Origin of the sequence: Streptomyces sp. ITFR-6 (assembly GCF_031844725.1) — a bacterium.
Lineage (GTDB): Bacteria > Actinomycetota > Actinomycetes > Streptomycetales > Streptomycetaceae > Streptomyces.
In genome coordinates this window covers 7,511,180-7,528,831 of record NZ_CP134612.1, presented here as the reverse complement: position 1 = coordinate 7,528,831, position 17,652 = coordinate 7,511,180, and the positions used below count along the sequence as shown (strand labels likewise).

The following is a 17,652-nucleotide window of genomic DNA, read 5'->3' as shown; positions in this document are numbered from 1 at the left end:
AGGAACGCGCGATGGCAGAGCAGGCGTTGATCACCGCAATGGGAGGTCAGGAGCCGGACATCGACCCGTCCGCCTTCACCGCACCGACATCGGTCGTGATCGGTGAGGTCACCATGGCGGCCGGTTCCAGCGTCTGGTACCACGCGGTGCTGCGGGCGGACTGCGGCCCCATCGTCATCGGCGCCGGTTCCAACATCCAGGACAACTGCAGCGTCCACGTCGATCCCGGTTTCCCGGTCACGGTCGGCGAGCGCGTCTCCGTCGGGCACAACGCGGTGCTCCACGGCTGCACCGTCGAGGACGACGTGCTGATCGGCATGGGGGCCACCGTCCTGAACGGTGCGCACATCGGCACCGGTTCGCTGGTCGCCGCCCAGGCACTTGTCCCGCAGGGGATGCGGGTGCCGCCGGGCTCGCTGGTCGCGGGGGTGCCCGCCAAGGTCAAGCGGCAGCTCACCCAGGAGGAGCTCGACGGCGTGAAGTTCAACGCGGTCGGCTACGTGGAGCTGGCGAAGGCACACCGCGAGGCGTTCGAGGACTGAGCGCGGGTCAGCCCCCGAGGGCTGAGCGCGGAGATCCCGGCCGGACGCCGCGCGGACAGCCCTGCGGGGGCCGCGCGGGCCGGCCGGAATCCGCGCGGGTCAGTCGGCCGCCGGTACGGTGCCCGGTTCGGGCGCGGGCTGCGCGGCGGAGCGTGCGGCCGCCTTCTTGGCCCGGTTCCTGACGACCAGCATCGAGCCGATTCCGATCAGGACGGCGATCGCCAGTCCCAGGTACGAGAACCGCTTGAGCCAGTCCTCCGCGACGACACCCACCGAGTAGATGACGGCCGTGGTGCCGCCCGCCCAGATGATCCCGCCGAGCACGTTGGCGATCAGGAACTTCCAGTACGGCATGTGCAGGACCCCGGCGAGCGGTCCCGCGAAGATGCGCAGCAGTGCGACGAAGCGGCCGAAGAAGACCGCCCACATGCCCCACTTCTGGAACGAGCGTTCCGCCGTGGCGATCTGGCTCTCGCCGAAGTGGCGGGGGAACTTCCCGCCGAGCCAGGCCAGCATCGGACGTCCGCCCTTGCGGCCGATGGCATATCCGATCGAGTCACCGATCACCGCCCCGGCCGTCGCACAGGCACCCAGGATCCACGGGTTGATGCCGTCGTGCCCCGCGGCCAGCAGAGCCGCGCTGACCAGGACGACCTCGCCCGGCAGCGGGATGCCGAGGCTCTCCACTCCGATGACGATGCCCACCAGGAGGTAGACGCTGATCGCGGGGACGGTCTCCAGCCACTCCTGGATGTGCAACGCCGGTTCCTCCGTAGTGATGTCCTGTCGGCCGCCGGACAGCTCCCTCGGCGCACAGAGGTAACCCTACCGGCCGCCCCGGCGGCACCGACAGCGCGAAGGGCCGCCCCCGCACCCCTTACGGGCGGGAGGCGGCCCTGCCGGGCCGGCCGGAATCAGGCGTTCGGGCGCAGCGTCCAGACCACCGTCATCTCGCCGGTCACCGCGCCGTCCGCGCGCTGGATCCGGATGGCCACGGGAAACTCGGGACGCTTGCCCTCGTCCAGTTCGGCGACGACTTCGGCCGCCGGCCTGCCGAGGGTGGCGGTTGCGGTGACATCGCCCATGGCCAGCTTCTGGTAGCCGATCTCCGCCTTCACCGCGAGCGGGACGGCACGCGTCAGCTGATCCCCGAACGCTGCGATGACTATCGCGCCGCTCGCCGATTCCGCCAGCGTGAACATCGCCCCGGCGTGCGGCCCACCGATGTGGTTGTGGAAGTCCGCCTGGTCCGGCAGACGGACCACCGCGCGTTCCGCGGTGGACTCCAGGAATTCGAGGTTGAGGGTCCGGACCATCGGGACCGTCGCGGCGACCATCTCGCCCGCGGTCATCTGTTCAGCGCTCATGGACTCGATGTTACCGGCCGGTAGGCATGTTAGGCCATGCCCCGGGGATCACCGGGTCCGCATCCGGTCACGCCCTCCACCGTCCGCGCACGGGGGCGGCCGTAGCCGCTCGGGCGGCGCACCTCTATCGTTACTCGCCATGTGGCCAGGACAGCAGCCGCCCGGGGGCGAGCAAAACCCGCAGGACCAGAACCAGAACCCGTATCAGCAGCCGGGTTACCAGCATCCGAATCCCTACCAGCAGCCGGGGTACCAGCAGCCCGGCGCGTCCGGGCAGCAGCCCGGATACGGCTACCCGCAGCAGGGTCAGCCGGGCTACCCGCAGGGCAACCCGTACCAGCAGCCGACCGTTCCGCAGTACGCGGTTCCCGGCCCGCCCGGTCCGCCCGGTCCGCCTCAGCCCGGCAACGACAAGAAGAAGACGACCGTCGTCGCCATCGTCGCGGCGATCGCGGTCGTCGCGGCCGCGGTGGTCACCGGTGTCGTCGTGATGAACAAGAAGGACGACGGCAAGGACGGCAAGAACGTCGCCGACGACAAGAAGTCGTCCGCGCCCGCCAAGCCCTCCGAATCCGCGTCGCCGCCGGAGGAGAACCCGCGCGGTGCCGAAGACGACGCCAAGCCGCTCATCGCCGGTTGGAAGGTGGTGACCAACCCGAAGTGGGGCACGCAGTTCGACGTGCCCGGCGACTGGGAGGTCTCGTCCCCCGGCAAGGCCTCGTACTTTGTGGATGAGAAGAAGGATGACGACACGCCACTCATCGGGTTCTCCGCGCCCGCGGACCTCAAGAGCAAGTGGTGCGTCGACGACTCCGACCACGACGGCATCAAGGAGAACAGCAGCCTGGCCGGCACCGGCACCCGCGGCGCCGAAGGTGCCACGGACGCCGATGTGAACGCCAGGAACGAGGCGGGCACCTGGGTATGGGCCGCCTACGCGCAGCACATGCCGAAGAGCACCATCAAGATCAGCAAGCCGAAGCAGTACACCACCAAGTCGGGTCTGACCGGCAGCCTGGTGACCGCCAAGGCGCCCAACGTCACCAAGAAGAAGAAGTGCGACACGGACGGCAAGTCCATCGCCTTCACCTTCAAGAACAGCAACGGGGCGTTCTCCTCCTGGGTTCTGTACGGTGCCGACTCCGTCCCGGACGAGCTGCCGGACACGACGATCATGAAGATCCTGAGCACCGTGCGCCTGGTGAAGATCACCGAGTCCTGACACTCCGCGGCAATCCATTTGGCACCACGGGGTCAAGCCAGCGATAGTCCCCTGGTGACAGCCGCCGACCTCGCACCCCCATCGGACCGCCCCTCCCGGGCGGGCCGCAATTACCGGCTGCTGACCGCCGCCGCGATCATCACGGGCCTGGGCACCAACGGCGCGCTGATCGCGGCGGCGTTCGCGGTTCTCGAATCGGGCGGCGACGCCGGCGACGTGGGACTGGTGGCCGCCGCCAGGACCGCGCCGCTGGTCCTCTTCCTGCTGATCGGCGGAGCGGTCGCGGACCGGCTGCCGCGCCACCGCGTGATGGTGGCGGCCAACACCCTCAACTGCGTCTCGCAGGCCGTCTTCGCCTGGCTGGTCCTGGCCGGTGACGCCCGGCTGTGGCAGATGATGGTGCTCACCGCGCTCTGCGGCACCGGGCAGGCCTTCTTCAACCCGGCCGCGGAGGGCATGCTGATGTCCACGGTCAGCGGCGAACAGGCGAGCCGGGCCTTCGCCCTCTTCCGGATGTCCATGCAGGGCGCCGCCATCGGCGGTGCGGCGCTCGGCGGCGCCATGATCGCCGCGATGGACCCGGGCTGGGTACTGGCCATCGACGCCGCCGCCTTCGCGGTGGCCGGAGCGCTGCGCTCCTTCCTCGACGTGAGCCACATCCCCGCCCGCGAACCCGGCGGCGGGCTGCTCGCCGATCTCCGGGACGGCTGGCAGGAGTTCGTCGGCCGCACCTGGCTCTGGGCCGTCGTGGCGCAGTTCTCCGTGGTCGTCGCCGCGGTCGGGGCCGCGGAGGCGGTGTACGGGCCGCTGGTCGCCAGGGACGAACTCGGCGGCGCCCGCCCCTGGGGCCTCGCGCTCGCCGCGTTCGGCGTCGGCACCCTGGGCGGGGCGGTCCTGATGATGCGGTGGAAGCCGCGGCGGCTGCTGCTGGCCGGGACGCTCTGCGTCTTCCCGCTGGCCCTGCCCTCCGCGGGGCTCGCCGTGCCCTTCCCGGTGGCCGGGCTCTGCGCGGTGATGTTCGTCAGCGGCGCCGCCATCGAGGTGTTCGGCGTGTCCTGGATGACGGCCCTGCATCAGGAGATTCCGGAGGAGAAGCTGTCGCGGGTCTCGGCGTACGACTGGTTCGGCTCCGTGGCCATGGTGCCGCTCGCCACCGCGCTCGCCGGTCCGGTGGAGTCGCTCGTCGGGCGCAGCCAGGCGCTGTGGGGCTGCGCCGCGCTGGTCGTCCTGGTCACCGGCGCCGTGCTGTTCGTACCGGACGTGCGCAACCTGACCCGCAGAACCGCCCCCACCGAGGTGGTGGCGAAGGGTGCCCCGGCGTCAGCCGATGCCGAAGGAGCCGTCGGGCGGCTCGGGTGAGTCGACCGCCTCTTCGTCACCGACCGGCGCGGCGCCCCTGACGAGCGCGGTCACGGCGGCGCCGTACTCGACGCGGGCGGGGAAGACATCGGCGGCGCAACGGCGGGTCAGCGCGGCCGTGTCGAACGGGGTGCGGGAGGCGACCAGGACGACGTTGCCGAAGCGCCGGCCGCGCAGCACGGCCGGCTCCGCGATCAGCGCGAGCTCCTCGAAGACGGCCGCGAAGGTGGCCAGCTGCGGGCGCAGGAAGTCGAACGGCGCCCCGTCCGCGAGGTTGGCTGCGTAGACCCCGTCGGCACGCAGCACTCGTGCCGCGGCCCGCGCGTAGGGCAGGGTGGTCAGGTGGGCGGGCACCCGCGAGCCGCCGAAGACATCCGCGACCAGGAGGTCCACGGAGCCGGGTGCGGTCGCCTCCAGGTGTTCGCGGGCGTCCGTGCCGTGCACGGTGATCCCGCTGCCGTCCGGCAGCGGAAGGTGCTCGGCCACGAGGGCGAGCAGGCCCCGGTCGGCCTCCGCGACGTCCTGCCGGGATCCGGGGCGGGTCGCCGCGACGTAGCGGGGCAGGGTGAGGGCGCCGCCGCCGAGGTGCAGCACGTCGAGCGGTGCGCCCGGTTCCGCGACGCTGTCCACGACGTGGCCGAGCCGTCTCGTGTACTCGAACTCCAGGTGTTCCGGATCGTCCAGGTCGACGTACGACTGGGGTGCCCCGTCGACGGTCAGCAGCCAGGCCCGCTCCCGGTCCACGTCGGGGAGCAGTCTGGCGGTGCCCTGGTCCACGTCGCGGATGACCGGTATCGACTCGTTCACTCCCCCATTGTGCGGTGCCCGGCCGGCTGTTCATGACCGCCGAGTCGGATGCCCGGTCCGCCTCCCGGGGTTCGGAAGGCGGACCGGACCGTGCGGCGTTACGGCTCCGGGCTCAGAGCAGGCCGGTGACCGTACCGGCCCCGATCGTGCGGCCGCCCTCGCGGATGGCGAAACCGAGGCCGGTCTCCAGCGGTACGTCCCGGCCCAGCTCGACGGTCATGGTGACCGTCTCACCGGGGCGCGCCACCGCCGCCGCGCCGAGGTCGACGTCGCCGACGACGTCCGCGGTGCGGATGTAGAACTGCGGCCGGTAGCCGGTGGCGACCGGCGTGGTTCGGCCGCCCTCCCGCCCGGACAGGACGTACACCTGCGCGGTGAAGCGCCGGCTCGGCGTCACGCTGCCCGGCGCCGCGACGACGTGCCCTCGGCGCACCCGGTCCCGCTCGACCCCGCGCAGGAGCAGCGCGACGTTGTCGCCGGCCTCCGCGGACTCCATCGGCTTGCCGAAGGTCTCCAGACCGGTGACGACCGTCTCGATGTCCGCGCCGAGCACGCAGACGCGGTCACCGACGCGGACGGTCCCGCGCTCCACCGCACCGGTGACGACCGTGCCCCGGCCGGTGATGGTCAGGACGTTCTCCACCGGCAGCAGGAACGGCGCGTCGGTGTAGCGCACCGGCATCGGTACATAGGTGTCGACGGCGTCGAGCAACGCCTCGACCGCCCCCGTCCAGCGCGGGTCGCCCTCCAGCGCCCGCAGGCCGGAGACCCGCACGACGGGCACCGTGTCGCCGCCGTAGCCGTGCGCGGACAGCAGCTCGCGCACCTCCAGCTCGACCAGGTCGGTCAGCTCGGGGTCACCCGCGTCCGCCTTGTTGAGAGCGACGACGATGTGGTCGACGCCCACCTGACGGGCGAGCAGCACGTGCTCGGCGGTCTGCGGCATGATCCCTTCGAGCGCCGACACGACGAGGATCGCCCCGTCGAGCTGGGCGGCGCCGGTCACCATGTTCTTGATGTAGTCGGCGTGTCCGGGCATGTCGACGTGCGCGTAGTGCCGGGTGCCGGTCTCGTACTCGACGTGCGCGATGTTGATCGTGATGCCGCGCTGTGCCTCCTCCGGCGCCCGGTCGATGCGGTCGAACGGGACGAAGGTGCCGGTGCCCCGGTCGCTGAGGACCTTGGTGATGGCGGCGGTGAGGGTGGTCTTGCCGTGGTCGACGTGGCCCATGGTGCCGATGTTGAGGTGCGGCTTGGTGCGCACGTATGCCGTCTTGGACATGGCTCGTTCCTTGGTTCTCGAAGCTGAGAGAGAAGACCCCAGGGCCCCGCCGACCCTCCCCTCACGGGGTCCGCCGGACTGTCGGGGGAGGGTCAGCTTCGGGCGCCGCCGATGGGCGCTGCGGCAGCGGTGACGGCTGCCGTGACTGCTGCGGTGGTGGGGCTCACGGCAGCCTTCGGCGCGTCCGCGACTGCGGACCGCGCTGCGAGGAAGGCGTACCGGAACATGCTTCGATCATGTCCGGCCGAGGCGGTCCCGTCGAGCGATTTTCGGGCGGCGGCAGGTGAGTTGGCGGCGTCGGAGACGTGGCGCAGCTCGTACGCACGCCGCGGACGGTTCCGACTCCGTCCCTATAACGGTCACATTACGACGATCACACCTGGTGTTCGGATACTCTCCCCGAATGCTCGACCCCGTCCCCGCCACCCGGTCCGCCGTCGGTCTCTGCGCGCGCTGCACACGGGTGCTGTTCTCGCCCTGGTCCAGGTTCTCGCTGCTCGTGGCCGTGCTGCTGGCCGCCGCGACGACGATGCTGCTCCTCAAGCCCCACCGGCTGCTCGCCTCCGGCTGGCCGGCCCAGCTGAGCGGCGGCGCCGCCGCGGTCCTGCTCTTCGGCCTCGCGTACGGCATCTGCACGGTGGCGTTCGTACCGCGTCCGCTGCTCAATCTCGCCGCCGGGGCGCTGTTCGGCACTCAGGCCGGTCTCGCGGCGGCGCTGGCGGGCACGGTGCTCGGCGCGGGCGTCTCGTTCGCGCTGGGCAGGGTGCTGGGGCAGGACGCGCTTCGCACGTTGTTGCGCGGGCGCTGGATGCGGGCGGCGGACGGGCAGCTGAGCAGGCACGGATTCCGCTCGATGCTGGCGCTGCGGCTCTTCCCCGGAGTGCCCTTCGCCGCCGCCAACTACTGCGCCGCCGTGTCGCGGATGGGATATCCCCCGTTCCTGGTGGCGACGGGTCTCGGCTCGATCCCGAACACGGCCGCGTACGTCGTGGCCGGGAGCGAGGCCTCCTCACCGACCTCACCCGCATTCCTCGCGGCGATGGGGTTCATCGTGCTGACGGGGCTCGGCGCGGCGGTCGTCGCCTGGCGCAGGCGTCACCGGCTGGGCGCCGAGTGACGCGGCGGTACGGCCGGGGGTTGTCGTAATCCTGTTCACCCGGGGGCGATACGCTTCCCGCGACCGACAGACGATCTCCGGGCCCCAGGCGGCCCTGCCCTCACACGCCCGCAATCCGCACGCTGCCGACCGGGGCCGATGCCCGGCGGACGATGCATGATCACTTCAGGATGGCCCAAGCCCCATGAGCTGGTTCGAATCCTTCGTCCTCGGCCTCGTTCAGGGACTGACCGAGTTCCTGCCGATCTCCTCCAGCGCGCATCTGCGGCTCACCGCGGCGTTCGCCGGCTGGCACGATCCGGGAGCGGCGTTCACCGCCATCACCCAGATCGGCACGGAAGCGGCAGTCCTCATCTACTTCCGCAAGGACATCGTCCGGATCGTCGGCGCCTGGTTCAGGTCGCTGACGGACCGCTCGATGCGGAGCGACCACGATGCCCAGATGGGCTGGCTGGTCATCGTGGGCTCCATTCCGATCGGTGTGCTGGGCGTGACGTTCAAGGACCAGATCGAGGGCCCCTTCCGCGACCTGCGGCTGATCGCCACCACGCTCATCGTGATGGGCATCGTCCTCGGCGTCGCCGACCGCCTGGCCGCCCGTGACGAGACCGGCGGAAAGCACCGGGCGATCAGGGAGCGCAAGTCCCTCAAGGAACTGGGCGTCAAGGACGGTCTGATCTTCGGCTTCTGCCAGGCGATGGCCCTGATCCCGGGCGTCTCCCGGTCCGGCGCCACGATCAGCGGTGGTCTGCTGATGGGCTACACCCGTGAGGCCGCGGCACGTTACTCGTTCCTGCTCGCGGTCCCGGCGGTCCTCGCCTCCGGCGTCTTCGAGCTGAAGGACGCGGGCGAGGGGCACGTGGCCTGGGGGCCGACGATCTTCGCCACGTTCATCGCGTTCGGTGTGGGGTACGTCGTCATCGCCTGGTTCATGAAGTTCATCACGACGAAGAGCTTCATGCCGTTCGTGATCTACCGGATCGTTCTGGGTGTCGCGCTGTTCGTCCTGGTCGGCGCGGGGTCCCTGAGCCCGCACGCGGGTGAGTCCGCGGGCTGAGCCCCACCGGTCTCTCCCGGTGGCCGGTCACGGGTGGGGAATGGCGTCGGCGGGCGGTGCGGGGCGGCAGAGCCGCCAGATCACTTCGATCCCGGTCCCCGAGGGGGCCGTGGGCGGTGTGGCGAGTTCACGCCGGACCTCGGTGAAGCCCAGCCGGCGCGGTATGGCCGCGCTCGCGGTGTTGGCCGAGTCGTGCGCGATCTCCAGGTACCGCACAGCGGGCAGCGTGAACATCTCGCTGATCAGTGCGGAGATCGCTCGCGTCGCGATGCCCCGGCCGGTGGCGGAGGGGTGCAGCCAGTACCCCAGGAACCAGCCCGTCGGTTCGGCCCCCCGGTAGGCCTGGCACATGCCGACGAGCGTGCCGTGCTCGATGATGCCGTAGTTGTACACCTGGTCACCGGCCCAGCCGGAACCGGACTTGGCGAGGAAGCCCCGGGTGTTCGCCTCGCTGTGCAGGGCGACCCACGGTTCCCAGGGGCTCAGGTGGTCCACGGACTCCTCGATCAGCCGGTGCGCAGAGGAGAAGTCGCGCTGTCCCCGCCAGCTGCGCAGGGCGACATCTCCGCACTCGATGACGGGCCTTGGTCGTTCCATGGCAGCCATGATTGTTCGTGAACGGGTCCGCCGCAGCTATTTTGGCCGGTCCGGCGGCTTCACCGGCTCGCTGCCGGTGGCGTACACCGTGGCGATGACGCCGTCGGGAAACCGCTCGTTGCGCAGCAGGACCCAGGTGTTCCCGTGGCCGTCCTCGATGACCGCCTCGTCGGTGCGGGGCCAGTGCGGCAGGACGTTCTCGGCGAGGTGCGCGGCGAGCCGCCGCGCGATCTCGTCGATGGTGTCGCGGGTGATCTTCAGGCCGAGGGTGTGCCTGGCGTACAGGCTGAGCGCCTTGCCGCCGACGGGCAGGGGGACGTGTCCGGACACGGCTTCCCGCTTCCAGGCCGCCATGCCCCCGGATCCGCTGATGCGCGAGGTGACGCCTGTGCGGTACTGGGCCCAGGTGCGTTCCGCGTGACGGGTGCAGTAGCGCAGGACGTGGCTGCGGTCCGCGCTGATGACGAGGCCGTATCCGTGTCTGCGGAAGTAGATCCGCCACGTGCCGGTAGCGCTTCGTTCGGTGGTGGCCTGCTCGGAGATGAGGTCTTCGAGCAGGGAGCGGATCTGTGTCTCGGCGATCTGCGGTGCGACGGAGTGCACTCTGGCGTACGTGGCGACCGCGCCGGGCGTGACGTCGACTTCGTACGCCTCGTCGGAATCCATGCCGAGGGCGCCGGGTGTCCAGGCGCCGGGGCCCCATCGCCACTCGGAGCGGCGCGGGCCGGGGGCGTCACGGGTCACGGCGGGCGTCACGGTCGTGTACCCGTCGCACCGGCCGCACCATCCGTCGGCGCGGTTGGTGGTGTTGGAGCACGCGGTGCCGTCGGCGCCGTAACGGCGGCACGGGCGCCGGGGCGGTGCTGGGGTGATCAATCACCTCTCCTGTTCGGTCGGTGTCGCCGGTGGCGGCGGGCTGCTCCCACCCCGTCGAGCGTAGGCCTCGGACGCCCGTTCGGTGCCGGATTCGCGCGGTCTTCCCGTGCGGGGTTCAGGCGCGGCCAGCGAAGTGCCCACTGCTTGTCCATCAGTTGGTCACAACTTCATCACTAATGGAATGTACGGCTCACACCGGCCGGTACGGCCTCGCTACGGTCATCCCTCACCGCATCACCTGGGGGACCCATGTCACACACTCCGCCGCCGCAGCCGCCGCCGTGGGGGCAGCCGCCCGAGCCCGCAGGGCCCAACCCGTATGTGCCGGCGGCGCCTTCCGGGGGCCGGCCGGGCTGGACGAGGAAGCGGATCATCATTCCCGCGGCGGTCGTCCTGCTCTTCGTCGGCGTCGCCATCGGTGCCTCCGACGAAGGCGCCGGGACGGAGAAGACCGCCGACGCGAAAGCCGCGCCCGCGGCGACCGTCACCACAACGGCAACGGCCACGGCGACCGCGTCGGCCGATCCCCTGCCCGCCGTGACAGAGACCGTGACCGCCACCCCGAAGCCGGTTCCGGCCGTGACGAAGACGAAGACCGTCCGGGTCACCGTCGCGCCCGATTCCGGTACGTCCGGCGGCTCCGGCACCTCCGGCGGCTCCACGTCCGGCGGTGGCTCCGAGTCGGCGTACTACGCCAACTGCACCGCTGTCCGGGCAGCCGGCGCCGCCCCCATCCACGCCGGGGAACCCGGCTACGGGCGGCACCTGGACCGCGACGGTGACGGGGTCGGCTGCGAATAGGCGTACGGCCGTCCGGCGGCGCGGGGGTGCGACGGTTCGGCCCCCGCGTCACCGATGGCGCGCGGGCACGAACTCCCGGATCGCCAGGGCCAGCCGCTCCGGCTGGTCCAGCGGCACGAGCGTGCGGCTGTCGGGGATCTCGGTCAGCCGCCCCTGCGGGAGGAGTTCCGCGAGGCGCCGGCCGTGTGCGGGCGGCATCACGCGGTCCCCGGCCGCCCAGACGACAAGTGCGGGGCGGTCGAAGGAACCCAGGAAATCGGCGGCACCCGCCAGCCCCCTGGCGTCCGCGGCCGCCGCCCGCAGCGTCCGGACCGCGTCGCGGCGGATGCCCGGCCGGGTCATGACGGGGCGGGTCCACCGCCGGGTGGCCGCGTCGCCCCGCCGGGTCAGCCATCCGAACGCGACCGGGAGGCGGCGGACCGGGCGCAGCCTCATCTGCTGCATGAACAGGCCGAAGAGACGGGGCGACATCCGGCCGGCGAGCGCGAGGGTCCTGCCCGTCATCCGGGCCGGGTAGTTGTCGAACGCCTCGCAGGAGACGAGCACGATCCGTCCCACCCGCGCGGCGCGGCCGCCGCCCCCCTCGGCGATGAGCAGTTGGACCAGGGCCCCGCCGGTGTCGCTGCCCACGAGCGTGACGTCGTGCAGGTCCAGCCGGTCGAGGAACTCCGCGACCAGCCGGGCCGTCCCGCGGAGCGACAGGTCGGCGTCCGCGCGCATCGGATGCGGGTGCGCGCCGAGGGGCAGTGTCGGCGCCAGGCACCGGTATCCGGCGGACAGTCCGGCCACCGTCCCGTCCCACAGGGACGCGTCCATCATCAGTCCGTGCAGCAGGACCACCGCGGGGCCGTCGCCGCCGGTGTCCTCGTAGGCGACCGTCCCGGCAGACAGCTCGATCTCCTTCGTGCCCGTCGTCCCGGTGGAGCCTCCGGGGTTCCCGGGGGCGCTCCTGGCGGATGGGGTCTTCTGGGATTCCGCGGACGTGCTCATGACGACCTCCGGGTGGGCGGGATTCGTCCCTCCCAAAAAGTGAACCAAGTGGTTCACATCATGTCCATCGCCCGACTGCCCCGCTCCGCCGCTCCGGGCGCGCACGCTCACTCCCCGGCCCCTTCCTCCCGCTCCAGCGCGCGCACCAACGCCTCGAACCCCGCGGCGACCCCCGCGGTGTCGCCGCTGGTCCGGGCGTCCACCAGGAAGCCGCGGAGTGTCGCGAGGACCATCTCGGCGACCTCCAGCTTCCGCTGCCCGGACCAGTGCTCCGGGCAGACCGCGAGCAGCGTGGGCAGATACTGCTGGGACGCCTCGCGGCCGAGTGCGGCGTAGCGTCCGGGGTCGTACATCGCCAGGCCGATGGCCTGATCGAGCACCGCCGCCTCGTCGTCGCTCAGCAGAATGGGCCAGATCGCGCGCACCCAGTCCCCCAGTGACCGGCGGGCCCCTCCCTCGGTGGCGGCGGCCAGGGCCTTTCCGATGCGGCGTCGGCGCAGCTGGACGGTGGCCTGCACGAGAAGGTCGTCGGCGCCGTCGAAGTGGTAGAGGAGCACCTTGTGCGTGGTGCCGGCCGCGCGTGCGGCGCGTCGCAGCGAGAAGTCCACGATCCCGTTGGCCGCGAGGTCCTCCGTGACCCGGTCCAGCAGTTCCCGGCGCCGGGCCTCACCGCGCGGCGATCCCGCCGATCGCCGGTAGCCCGCTCGGTCCGGTGAGCCGTCGCCGGCAGAGGCAGAGATGTTCATGCCGACAGCTTCCATGATCTGGCGCGCACGCACAGCCGCGCCCCGCGCCGGACCGCCAAGGGCCACGGGACGGGGCCGGTACCGCGACTGCCCCCGCGCCCGCCGGAACGGGAACAGGGGCCGGGCGGGCCTACGGGTGCCCCGGGTACGCGTCTCGTCACTCGGTCTCGACGAAAGGCGGAAGATCGGGTTCGACGAACAGCCCCTGGTAGCGCGGTGTCGGTACAGCCTCGACACGGCCCGGGGCCTCGGCCGCCGGGCCTGCGGCGCTCTCGTCCGAGCGGCGCTGGGCCTGGCGGGGCGGGGTATCAGCCATCGGGTCTCCTGTACATCGCAGTTGCTGTGAGAGCCCCGTGGCCGGCCGGTCCGTGGACAACGGCGACGACGGGGGTGTGGCATCGTCCCGGTCCCACACCCACCAGGGCACCGGTATATCCGACGAGGCTTGCAGAGCCTATCCGTTGCCGCTGGTCCGGCCGTCGGCACCGTCGCCGGTGCGCCCCGTGTTCGCCTTCACGGCCGCATCAGTGAGCGACGGGCCGCCCACACCAGCGCCGCCGCGCCGGCTGCCGCGCGGCAGCCGGCGGCGGCCCGCACGGCGGACACGCGGGTGTGTGGGCTCCACGATGTCATGGCCAGGAGGCGTGCCAGTACCGGGAGCACCAGGACGGCGTGCGGCTGACGCCGTGCGGGGGCTTGAGCGAGGCCGTGGCGGCGTACCCGGCCAACTGGTGCCCGGTACGGGTGAGATGCGCCCCGCGCGCGGTCATGGCCGCACCCGACAGCAGCCCGGACAGGAGAATCCCGCAGCCGGGCCCGGAGGACGGCGCGGCGGACCAGCCCCGACGCGATCGGTACGGCCGGAAGGCGGTGGCCGTACGCCCGGTGGAGCAGCGGCGGGCGGGGGCGCGGTCGGCAGGCCGAGGGACGGCTTCCCACCGTCAGCTCGACCTCGTCTCCCGTTCCCAAGACCTCCCGGATCAGCCACTGGTGACTGTCGACGGGTGTGCCGGCCACAGTGGTGTAGGCCGGGACGGTGAGTACGACGCCCGCCGGGTCTTCGACACGCAACTCCGCGTCGGTGACCACATCGTCGGAGAAGCGCAGGGCCAGGTCGACCGGCCTCGGGTCTGCCGCGAAGGCCCGGGGATCGGGAAGCCCCCGCACGCGGCAGCGGGCGCCTGGAAACAGGTGAGTGTGGCCGCATACGGCCAGGTAGGCATGGGCTTCGGCCGGGCCGGTGGAGGACTGGGGCATGAGGGTGCTCCGGACTGCGGTGACGATGGGCCCTGGGCAGTCTGGCGCGTCGGAACGCCGAGCTGCCGCATGCCGCGGTCGCGCTGCTCAGCCTGTCACTCGGCCGGAGGGGCTCCGGGGGCCAGGTGGCGCCAGAACCCCGCCCGCCCGGCCGCAGGGATGTTTCGCACGGCTTCGGCGGGACCGCCCCGGCAGGGACACGGGGAAACGCGGACGGTCGGCACCTCGCCCCCGAGGTGCCGACCGCTCCCGTGCCGCTGACGGCCTTCAGGCCGCCTGCTTCTTCATGGACGTCAGGTGGGCGAAGACGACCACGTTGGCCGAGTAGCCGTTCTTCTTGTTGAAGCGCCCGCCGCACGTCATGAGCCTGAGCTCCGGTCGGTTGGTGGTGCCGTACACCTTGTCGTCCGGGAAATCGTCCTTCGTGTAGGTCTTGACCTCATCCACGGCGAAGACCACGGTACGCCGGTCGGCCCTGGAGACCCTCACCTTGTCGCCCCGGTGCAGGGCGTTGAGGTTGAGGAAGATGGCCGGCCCGGTTTCGGTGTCGCGGTGACCGACGATCAGGGAGGTCCCCGCGTCACCGGGTGATGGGCCGTTCCGATACCAGCCCACCACCCTCGGCTTGCTCAGCGGCGGGGCGCCGAGATGCCCCTTGGCGTCGAGACCGAGACCGACGACCGGGGCCTCGATGAAGATGCCGGGAACCGCGATCTTCACCGGCCGTGAAGGTGACAGAGGCGGGTGCTTGACTCGCTGTGCCGGCCGGTCCCCACCGCCTGCGGCATCGCCGCCGTAGGCGGTGGAGGCCGACGGATCGTCGGACGAACTCGCCCAGACGATGCCGGCGATCAGCGAGGAGAACACGCACAGTGTCATCGTGAGACGGCATGCACGGGTCGGCCCCCGCCGTCGTCTGCGGGCCCTATGCCTCGTTGCGGGCACGGCGGCGTGCGGCTCGGCGGGCCATGATCAGACCTGCTGCTCCGACCGTCCCGGCGGCCAGCGCGGCGGACGTACCGAGGCTCCAGTCGCTGTCGGAGCTGAGGTTCGTCATGTCCGGGACGCCGCCGCCACCGGCGGGCACGCCACCGGACGGCCGCTCGTAGTTCGATTCGGCACCGGAAGCGGACGAGTCGTGGTCGTTGCTGTCCGCACGGCCGCCGTTGTTGGCGGGCTTGGAGCAGTCGACCCGGAAGCTCTTCTGCTTCGGGCCCGCCGGGACGATCCACACCAGCTGGTACGTACCCTCAGGAAGCAGGTACTCCTGGCTGCGGGCCGATCCGTTCACGAGGGGGAGGGTGCTCTGCAGGGTGTCGCCCGGGGGGACGGTCGGGGGCTGCGCGGTGATCGTCCAGGGAACGGCCGGGAACGACTCGAAGTTGCTCGCGTTGAGGACGAACTTGCAGACCTCCACGCCGTCCTGGCCGCGCGAGTTCCAGCCGACCGAGCGGACGTCGATGTTGCCGCTGTCGCCGGGGACGGCGTAGGCGGCGGATGCTCCAGCCAGCGTCGCTCCGGCGATGGCGACCGCAGCGACTGCGGCACCACCCGCACGGACACTGCGGGTACGGACGGAAGCGGAAATACGCATGCTGAACTCCTTCAAACCGAGACGATTGTCGTACTGATCGATTGATCACCTAAGAGATCGCATGAATGAGTGCGAAAATATGACTTAACACTCCGAAAAAGCCGACACATACCCTGAGCAGCCGATAACGAGCCGGGGTCAGAGGGCCGTGCGGGTGGGCGCGCAGTCAGGTACACATCACCCCGTGAGGCTGCCTCGCCCGGCCACCTCCGCCACTGACCACAGACCTGCTGGGTCATCGATCAGCTTGCGGCTAGGGCGTCACGGGTTCCAGTCGCAGCCGCCCGGCCGGCCAGGGGGGTGGCTCGGCCGGGCCGAACCAGACGCGGGCGTCCTCCCCGGTACGGACGGGCAGACGAAGTGGTCCGGGTCATCGAGGTCGCGGAAACGGGCTCCCACGGTGATCCCGACCGCCTGCTGACCGATCACGAACTCACGCTCGAACAGCTCGATCAGCGTCTCCCGGGCTCTGGGACGCAGGGTGTACTGACGGAGTTCGACGATGCTCATCCGCCGGCCTGCCCGGTGCGGCTGAGGTCCATGATCCAGTTGAGCTCCCAGGAGCGGCCGTCGTCGGCGGAGAACTCCTGCTCCCAGCGGGCAGCGTCCCGGCCGAGGCGGTACCAGACGAAGTGCACCCGGACGGGTCGGCCTTCGGGGGTGTCCTCTCCGTGGAAATCACCGCGATCACCGGTGAAGCCGCCGGTCAGCGGCGGATACAGTCGGCCCGTCCGGCTGTCGGACCAGTGGAGAGACCATCGCTCCGTCTCCCGGTCGAACAGGCGCAGGGTCACACCCCGCAGGTCGAGGGTGGGAAAGCTGATCTCGTCAATGTTGCCGGCGCCCCCGAAGAGCGGCCGGACCACCGCGTGGCCGGGGAACTCCACCCAGGTGCCGGGGCCCGAGCCGAGCGGTGTGGTGAGGCGGCGGTTGGCCACGTCCCAGGAGCCGTGCAGGAAGTCGAAGTCGTCCATGCGCCGCAGGTTAGGGCCGGTCCACTGACATCCCCTGTCAGTGGATACTGGGCGGCATGCGTGCGAGTCGGCTGGTCACCCTGCTCCTGCTGCTCCAGAACCGGGGCCGGATGACGGCCCGGCAGCTGGCCGAGGAACTGGAGGTCTCGGTACGGACCGTCTACCGAGACGTCGAGGCGCTCGGCGCCGCCGGTATCCCGCTCTACGGTGACGCCGGGCACGCGGGCGGCTGCCGCCTGATCGACGGCTACCGGACCCGGCTCACCGGACTGACCGCGGATGAGGCGCAGGCCGCGTTCCTCGCCGCGCTCCCCGGCGCCGCCGCCGAGCTCGGCCTCGGCGAGGCGCTCGCCACCGCCCGGCTCAAGCTGCGGGCGGCCCTTCCGGCGGAGCTGCCCAAGCACGCCGAGCGGATCCAGGAGCGCTTCCTGCTCGACGCCCCCGGCTGGTACGGCGACGCCGACCGTACTCCTCACCTGACCGCCGCCGCCGCGGCGGTATGGGCACGCCGGGCGGTGGTGCTGCGATACCGGCGCTGGCGGGCGCCGGAGGAGATCGAGCGGCGGGTGGAACCGTACGGGCTCGTGCTCAAGGCCGGCCGCTGGTATCTCGTCGCTGACGGGCCAACCGGGATCCGCTCCTACCGGATCGACCAGATCCTCGAACTCAAGTCGTTGGAAGAGGAGTTCACCGTCCAGGACGGATTCGACCTGACCAGGCACTGGAGCAGCTATCTGGCCGATTCCCGAGCACGGCTGCACACCGGGGAGGCCCTGCTACGGCTCACCCCGGAGGGCGCCCGCCGCCTCGGCGTCACCTCTGCCGGCGACGGATGGACGGAGGCCCGGGTGCCCATCGAGTCGATCGACCACGCCCACGGAGAATTCCTGCGGCTGGGCACCGACATCGAGGTCATGGCACCGGCTGAACTCCGCGACCGTATCGCCGCGACGGTACGGGCCCTGGCCAACCGCTACGGAGCGGGGCCCGCGGCAGGAGTTTCTCCCGGCCGGGGCGCAGGGCCGGGAGAACCGGTGAGCGGCCGGTAGATCACACCCCGGGCG

General features: G+C 71.4%; 22 protein-coding genes. 7 read left to right on the top strand and 15 right to left on the bottom strand.

The genetic code is table 11. The features are described from left to right. The first annotated feature begins 11 nt into the window (after positions 1–11). Positions 12–542 (top strand): gamma carbonic anhydrase family protein, encoded by a 531-nt coding sequence (locus RLT59_RS34210; protein ID WP_311306977.1) that lies wholly within the window; start codon positions 12–14, stop codon positions 540–542. A gap of 99 nt (positions 543–641) precedes the next feature. On the opposite strand, the gene RLT59_RS34205 is transcribed toward RLT59_RS34210, so the two are convergent. Both RLT59_RS34205 and RLT59_RS34200 read right to left on the bottom strand, forming a co-directional pair. Next, complete coding sequence (locus RLT59_RS34205; protein WP_311306976.1) at positions 642–1,301, bottom strand: DedA family protein; 660 nt, start codon at positions 1,299–1,301, stop codon at positions 642–644. 155 nt (positions 1,302–1,456) lie between these two features. After that, a complete protein-coding gene (locus RLT59_RS34200; protein ID WP_311307952.1) occupies positions 1,457–1,894 on the bottom strand; it encodes a DUF4442 domain-containing protein in 438 nt (145 codons plus the stop codon). Positions 1,895–2,048: 154 nt separating this feature from the next. Here RLT59_RS34200 and RLT59_RS34195 point away from each other — a divergent pair, with 154 nt between their 5' ends. Then, entirely contained in the window at positions 2,049–3,131 is a 1,083-nt protein-coding gene (locus RLT59_RS34195) for a DUF8017 domain-containing protein (protein ID WP_311306975.1), read from the top strand. 54 nt (positions 3,132–3,185) lie between these two features. Next, positions 3,186–4,490 (top strand): MFS transporter, encoded by a 1,305-nt coding sequence (locus tag RLT59_RS34190; RefSeq protein ID WP_311306974.1) that lies wholly within the window; start codon positions 3,186–3,188, stop codon positions 4,488–4,490. Here RLT59_RS34190 and RLT59_RS34185 read toward each other — a convergent pair. The 3 genes from RLT59_RS34185 to RLT59_RS34175 form a co-directional block, all read right to left on the bottom strand. Beyond that, positions 4,452–5,297 carry a spermidine synthase gene (locus tag RLT59_RS34185; RefSeq protein ID WP_311306973.1) on the bottom strand — a complete coding sequence of 282 codons (846 nt, stop codon included), beginning with the start codon at positions 5,295–5,297 and terminating at the stop codon, positions 4,452–4,454. The genes RLT59_RS34190 and RLT59_RS34185 overlap by 39 nt on opposite strands. 112 nt (positions 5,298–5,409) lie before the next feature. Next, positions 5,410–6,579, bottom strand: a complete 1,170-nt coding sequence (gene tuf, locus RLT59_RS34180; protein WP_311306972.1) for an elongation factor Tu — start codon at positions 6,577–6,579, stop codon at positions 5,410–5,412. A gap of 92 nt (positions 6,580–6,671) precedes the next feature. After that, positions 6,672–6,806, bottom strand: coding sequence for a hypothetical protein (locus RLT59_RS34175; protein WP_311306971.1), 135 nt, complete (start codon positions 6,804–6,806; stop codon positions 6,672–6,674). Positions 6,807–6,982: 176 nt separating this feature from the next. On the opposite strand from RLT59_RS34175, the gene RLT59_RS34170 reads away from it, so the two are divergent. Beyond that, positions 6,983–7,696, top strand: coding sequence for a TVP38/TMEM64 family protein (locus RLT59_RS34170; protein ID WP_311306970.1), 714 nt, complete (start codon positions 6,983–6,985; stop codon positions 7,694–7,696). 184 nt (positions 7,697–7,880) lie between these two features. Beyond that, the gene (locus tag RLT59_RS34165) at positions 7,881–8,753 is read left to right on the top strand and encodes an undecaprenyl-diphosphate phosphatase (protein ID WP_311306969.1); all 873 of its coding nucleotides are present in this window, start codon (positions 7,881–7,883) and stop codon (positions 8,751–8,753) included. Positions 8,754–8,780: 27 nt separating this feature from the next. On the opposite strand, the gene RLT59_RS34160 is transcribed toward RLT59_RS34165, so the two are convergent. Together RLT59_RS34160 and RLT59_RS34155 are read right to left on the bottom strand one after the other, a co-directional pair. Beyond that, positions 8,781–9,350 (bottom strand): GNAT family N-acetyltransferase, encoded by a 570-nt coding sequence (locus RLT59_RS34160; RefSeq protein ID WP_311306968.1) that lies wholly within the window; start codon positions 9,348–9,350, stop codon positions 8,781–8,783. A gap of 36 nt (positions 9,351–9,386) precedes the next feature. Then, complete coding sequence (locus RLT59_RS34155) at positions 9,387–10,226, bottom strand: hypothetical protein (RefSeq protein WP_311306967.1); 840 nt, start codon at positions 10,224–10,226, stop codon at positions 9,387–9,389. 249 nt (positions 10,227–10,475) lie between these two features. Here RLT59_RS34155 and RLT59_RS34150 point away from each other — a divergent pair, with 249 nt between their 5' ends. Beyond that, positions 10,476–11,027, top strand: a complete 552-nt coding sequence (locus RLT59_RS34150) for an excalibur calcium-binding domain-containing protein (protein ID WP_311306966.1) — start codon at positions 10,476–10,478, stop codon at positions 11,025–11,027. 48 nt (positions 11,028–11,075) lie between these two features. Here RLT59_RS34150 and RLT59_RS34145 read toward each other — a convergent pair whose 3' ends face one another. The 8 genes from RLT59_RS34145 to RLT59_RS34105 all read right to left on the bottom strand — a co-directional run bounded on the left by RLT59_RS34145 (position 11,076) and on the right by RLT59_RS34105 (position 16,588). Further along, the gene (locus RLT59_RS34145) at positions 11,076–12,017 is read right to left on the bottom strand and encodes an alpha/beta fold hydrolase (protein WP_311306965.1); all 942 of its coding nucleotides are present in this window, start codon (positions 12,015–12,017) and stop codon (positions 11,076–11,078) included. 107 nt (positions 12,018–12,124) lie between these two features. Further along, a complete protein-coding gene (locus RLT59_RS34140; RefSeq protein ID WP_311306964.1) occupies positions 12,125–12,763 on the bottom strand; it encodes a TetR/AcrR family transcriptional regulator in 639 nt (212 codons plus the stop codon). A 157-nt stretch (positions 12,764–12,920) separates the two neighbouring features. Further along, positions 12,921–13,079: a hypothetical protein gene (locus tag RLT59_RS34135; RefSeq protein ID WP_311306963.1), complete on the bottom strand. Its 159-nt coding sequence runs from the start codon at positions 13,077–13,079 to the stop codon at positions 12,921–12,923. Positions 13,080–13,276: 197 nt separating this feature from the next. Beyond that, positions 13,277–14,020, bottom strand: coding sequence for a hypothetical protein (locus RLT59_RS39495; RefSeq protein WP_399126574.1), 744 nt, complete (start codon positions 14,018–14,020; stop codon positions 13,277–13,279). A 267-nt stretch (positions 14,021–14,287) separates the two neighbouring features. Beyond that, positions 14,288–14,899: a class F sortase gene (locus tag RLT59_RS34120; protein WP_311306962.1), complete on the bottom strand. Its 612-nt coding sequence runs from the start codon at positions 14,897–14,899 to the stop codon at positions 14,288–14,290. A gap of 46 nt (positions 14,900–14,945) precedes the next feature. Continuing rightward, complete coding sequence (locus RLT59_RS34115) at positions 14,946–15,614, bottom strand: hypothetical protein (protein WP_311306961.1); 669 nt, start codon at positions 15,612–15,614, stop codon at positions 14,946–14,948. A 261-nt stretch (positions 15,615–15,875) separates the two neighbouring features. Further along, positions 15,876–16,124: a hypothetical protein gene (locus RLT59_RS34110; protein WP_311306960.1), complete on the bottom strand. Its 249-nt coding sequence runs from the start codon at positions 16,122–16,124 to the stop codon at positions 15,876–15,878. Beyond that, entirely contained in the window at positions 16,121–16,588 is a 468-nt protein-coding gene (locus tag RLT59_RS34105; RefSeq protein WP_311306959.1) for a hypothetical protein, read from the bottom strand. Before RLT59_RS34105 ends, RLT59_RS34110 begins: the two co-directional genes overlap by 4 nt. Positions 16,589–16,644: 56 nt before the next feature. Between RLT59_RS34105 and RLT59_RS34100 the strand changes: the two genes are divergently transcribed. Continuing rightward, entirely contained in the window at positions 16,645–17,637 is a 993-nt protein-coding gene (locus RLT59_RS34100) for a helix-turn-helix transcriptional regulator (protein ID WP_311306958.1), read from the top strand. Positions 17,638–17,652 lie beyond the last annotated feature (15 nt).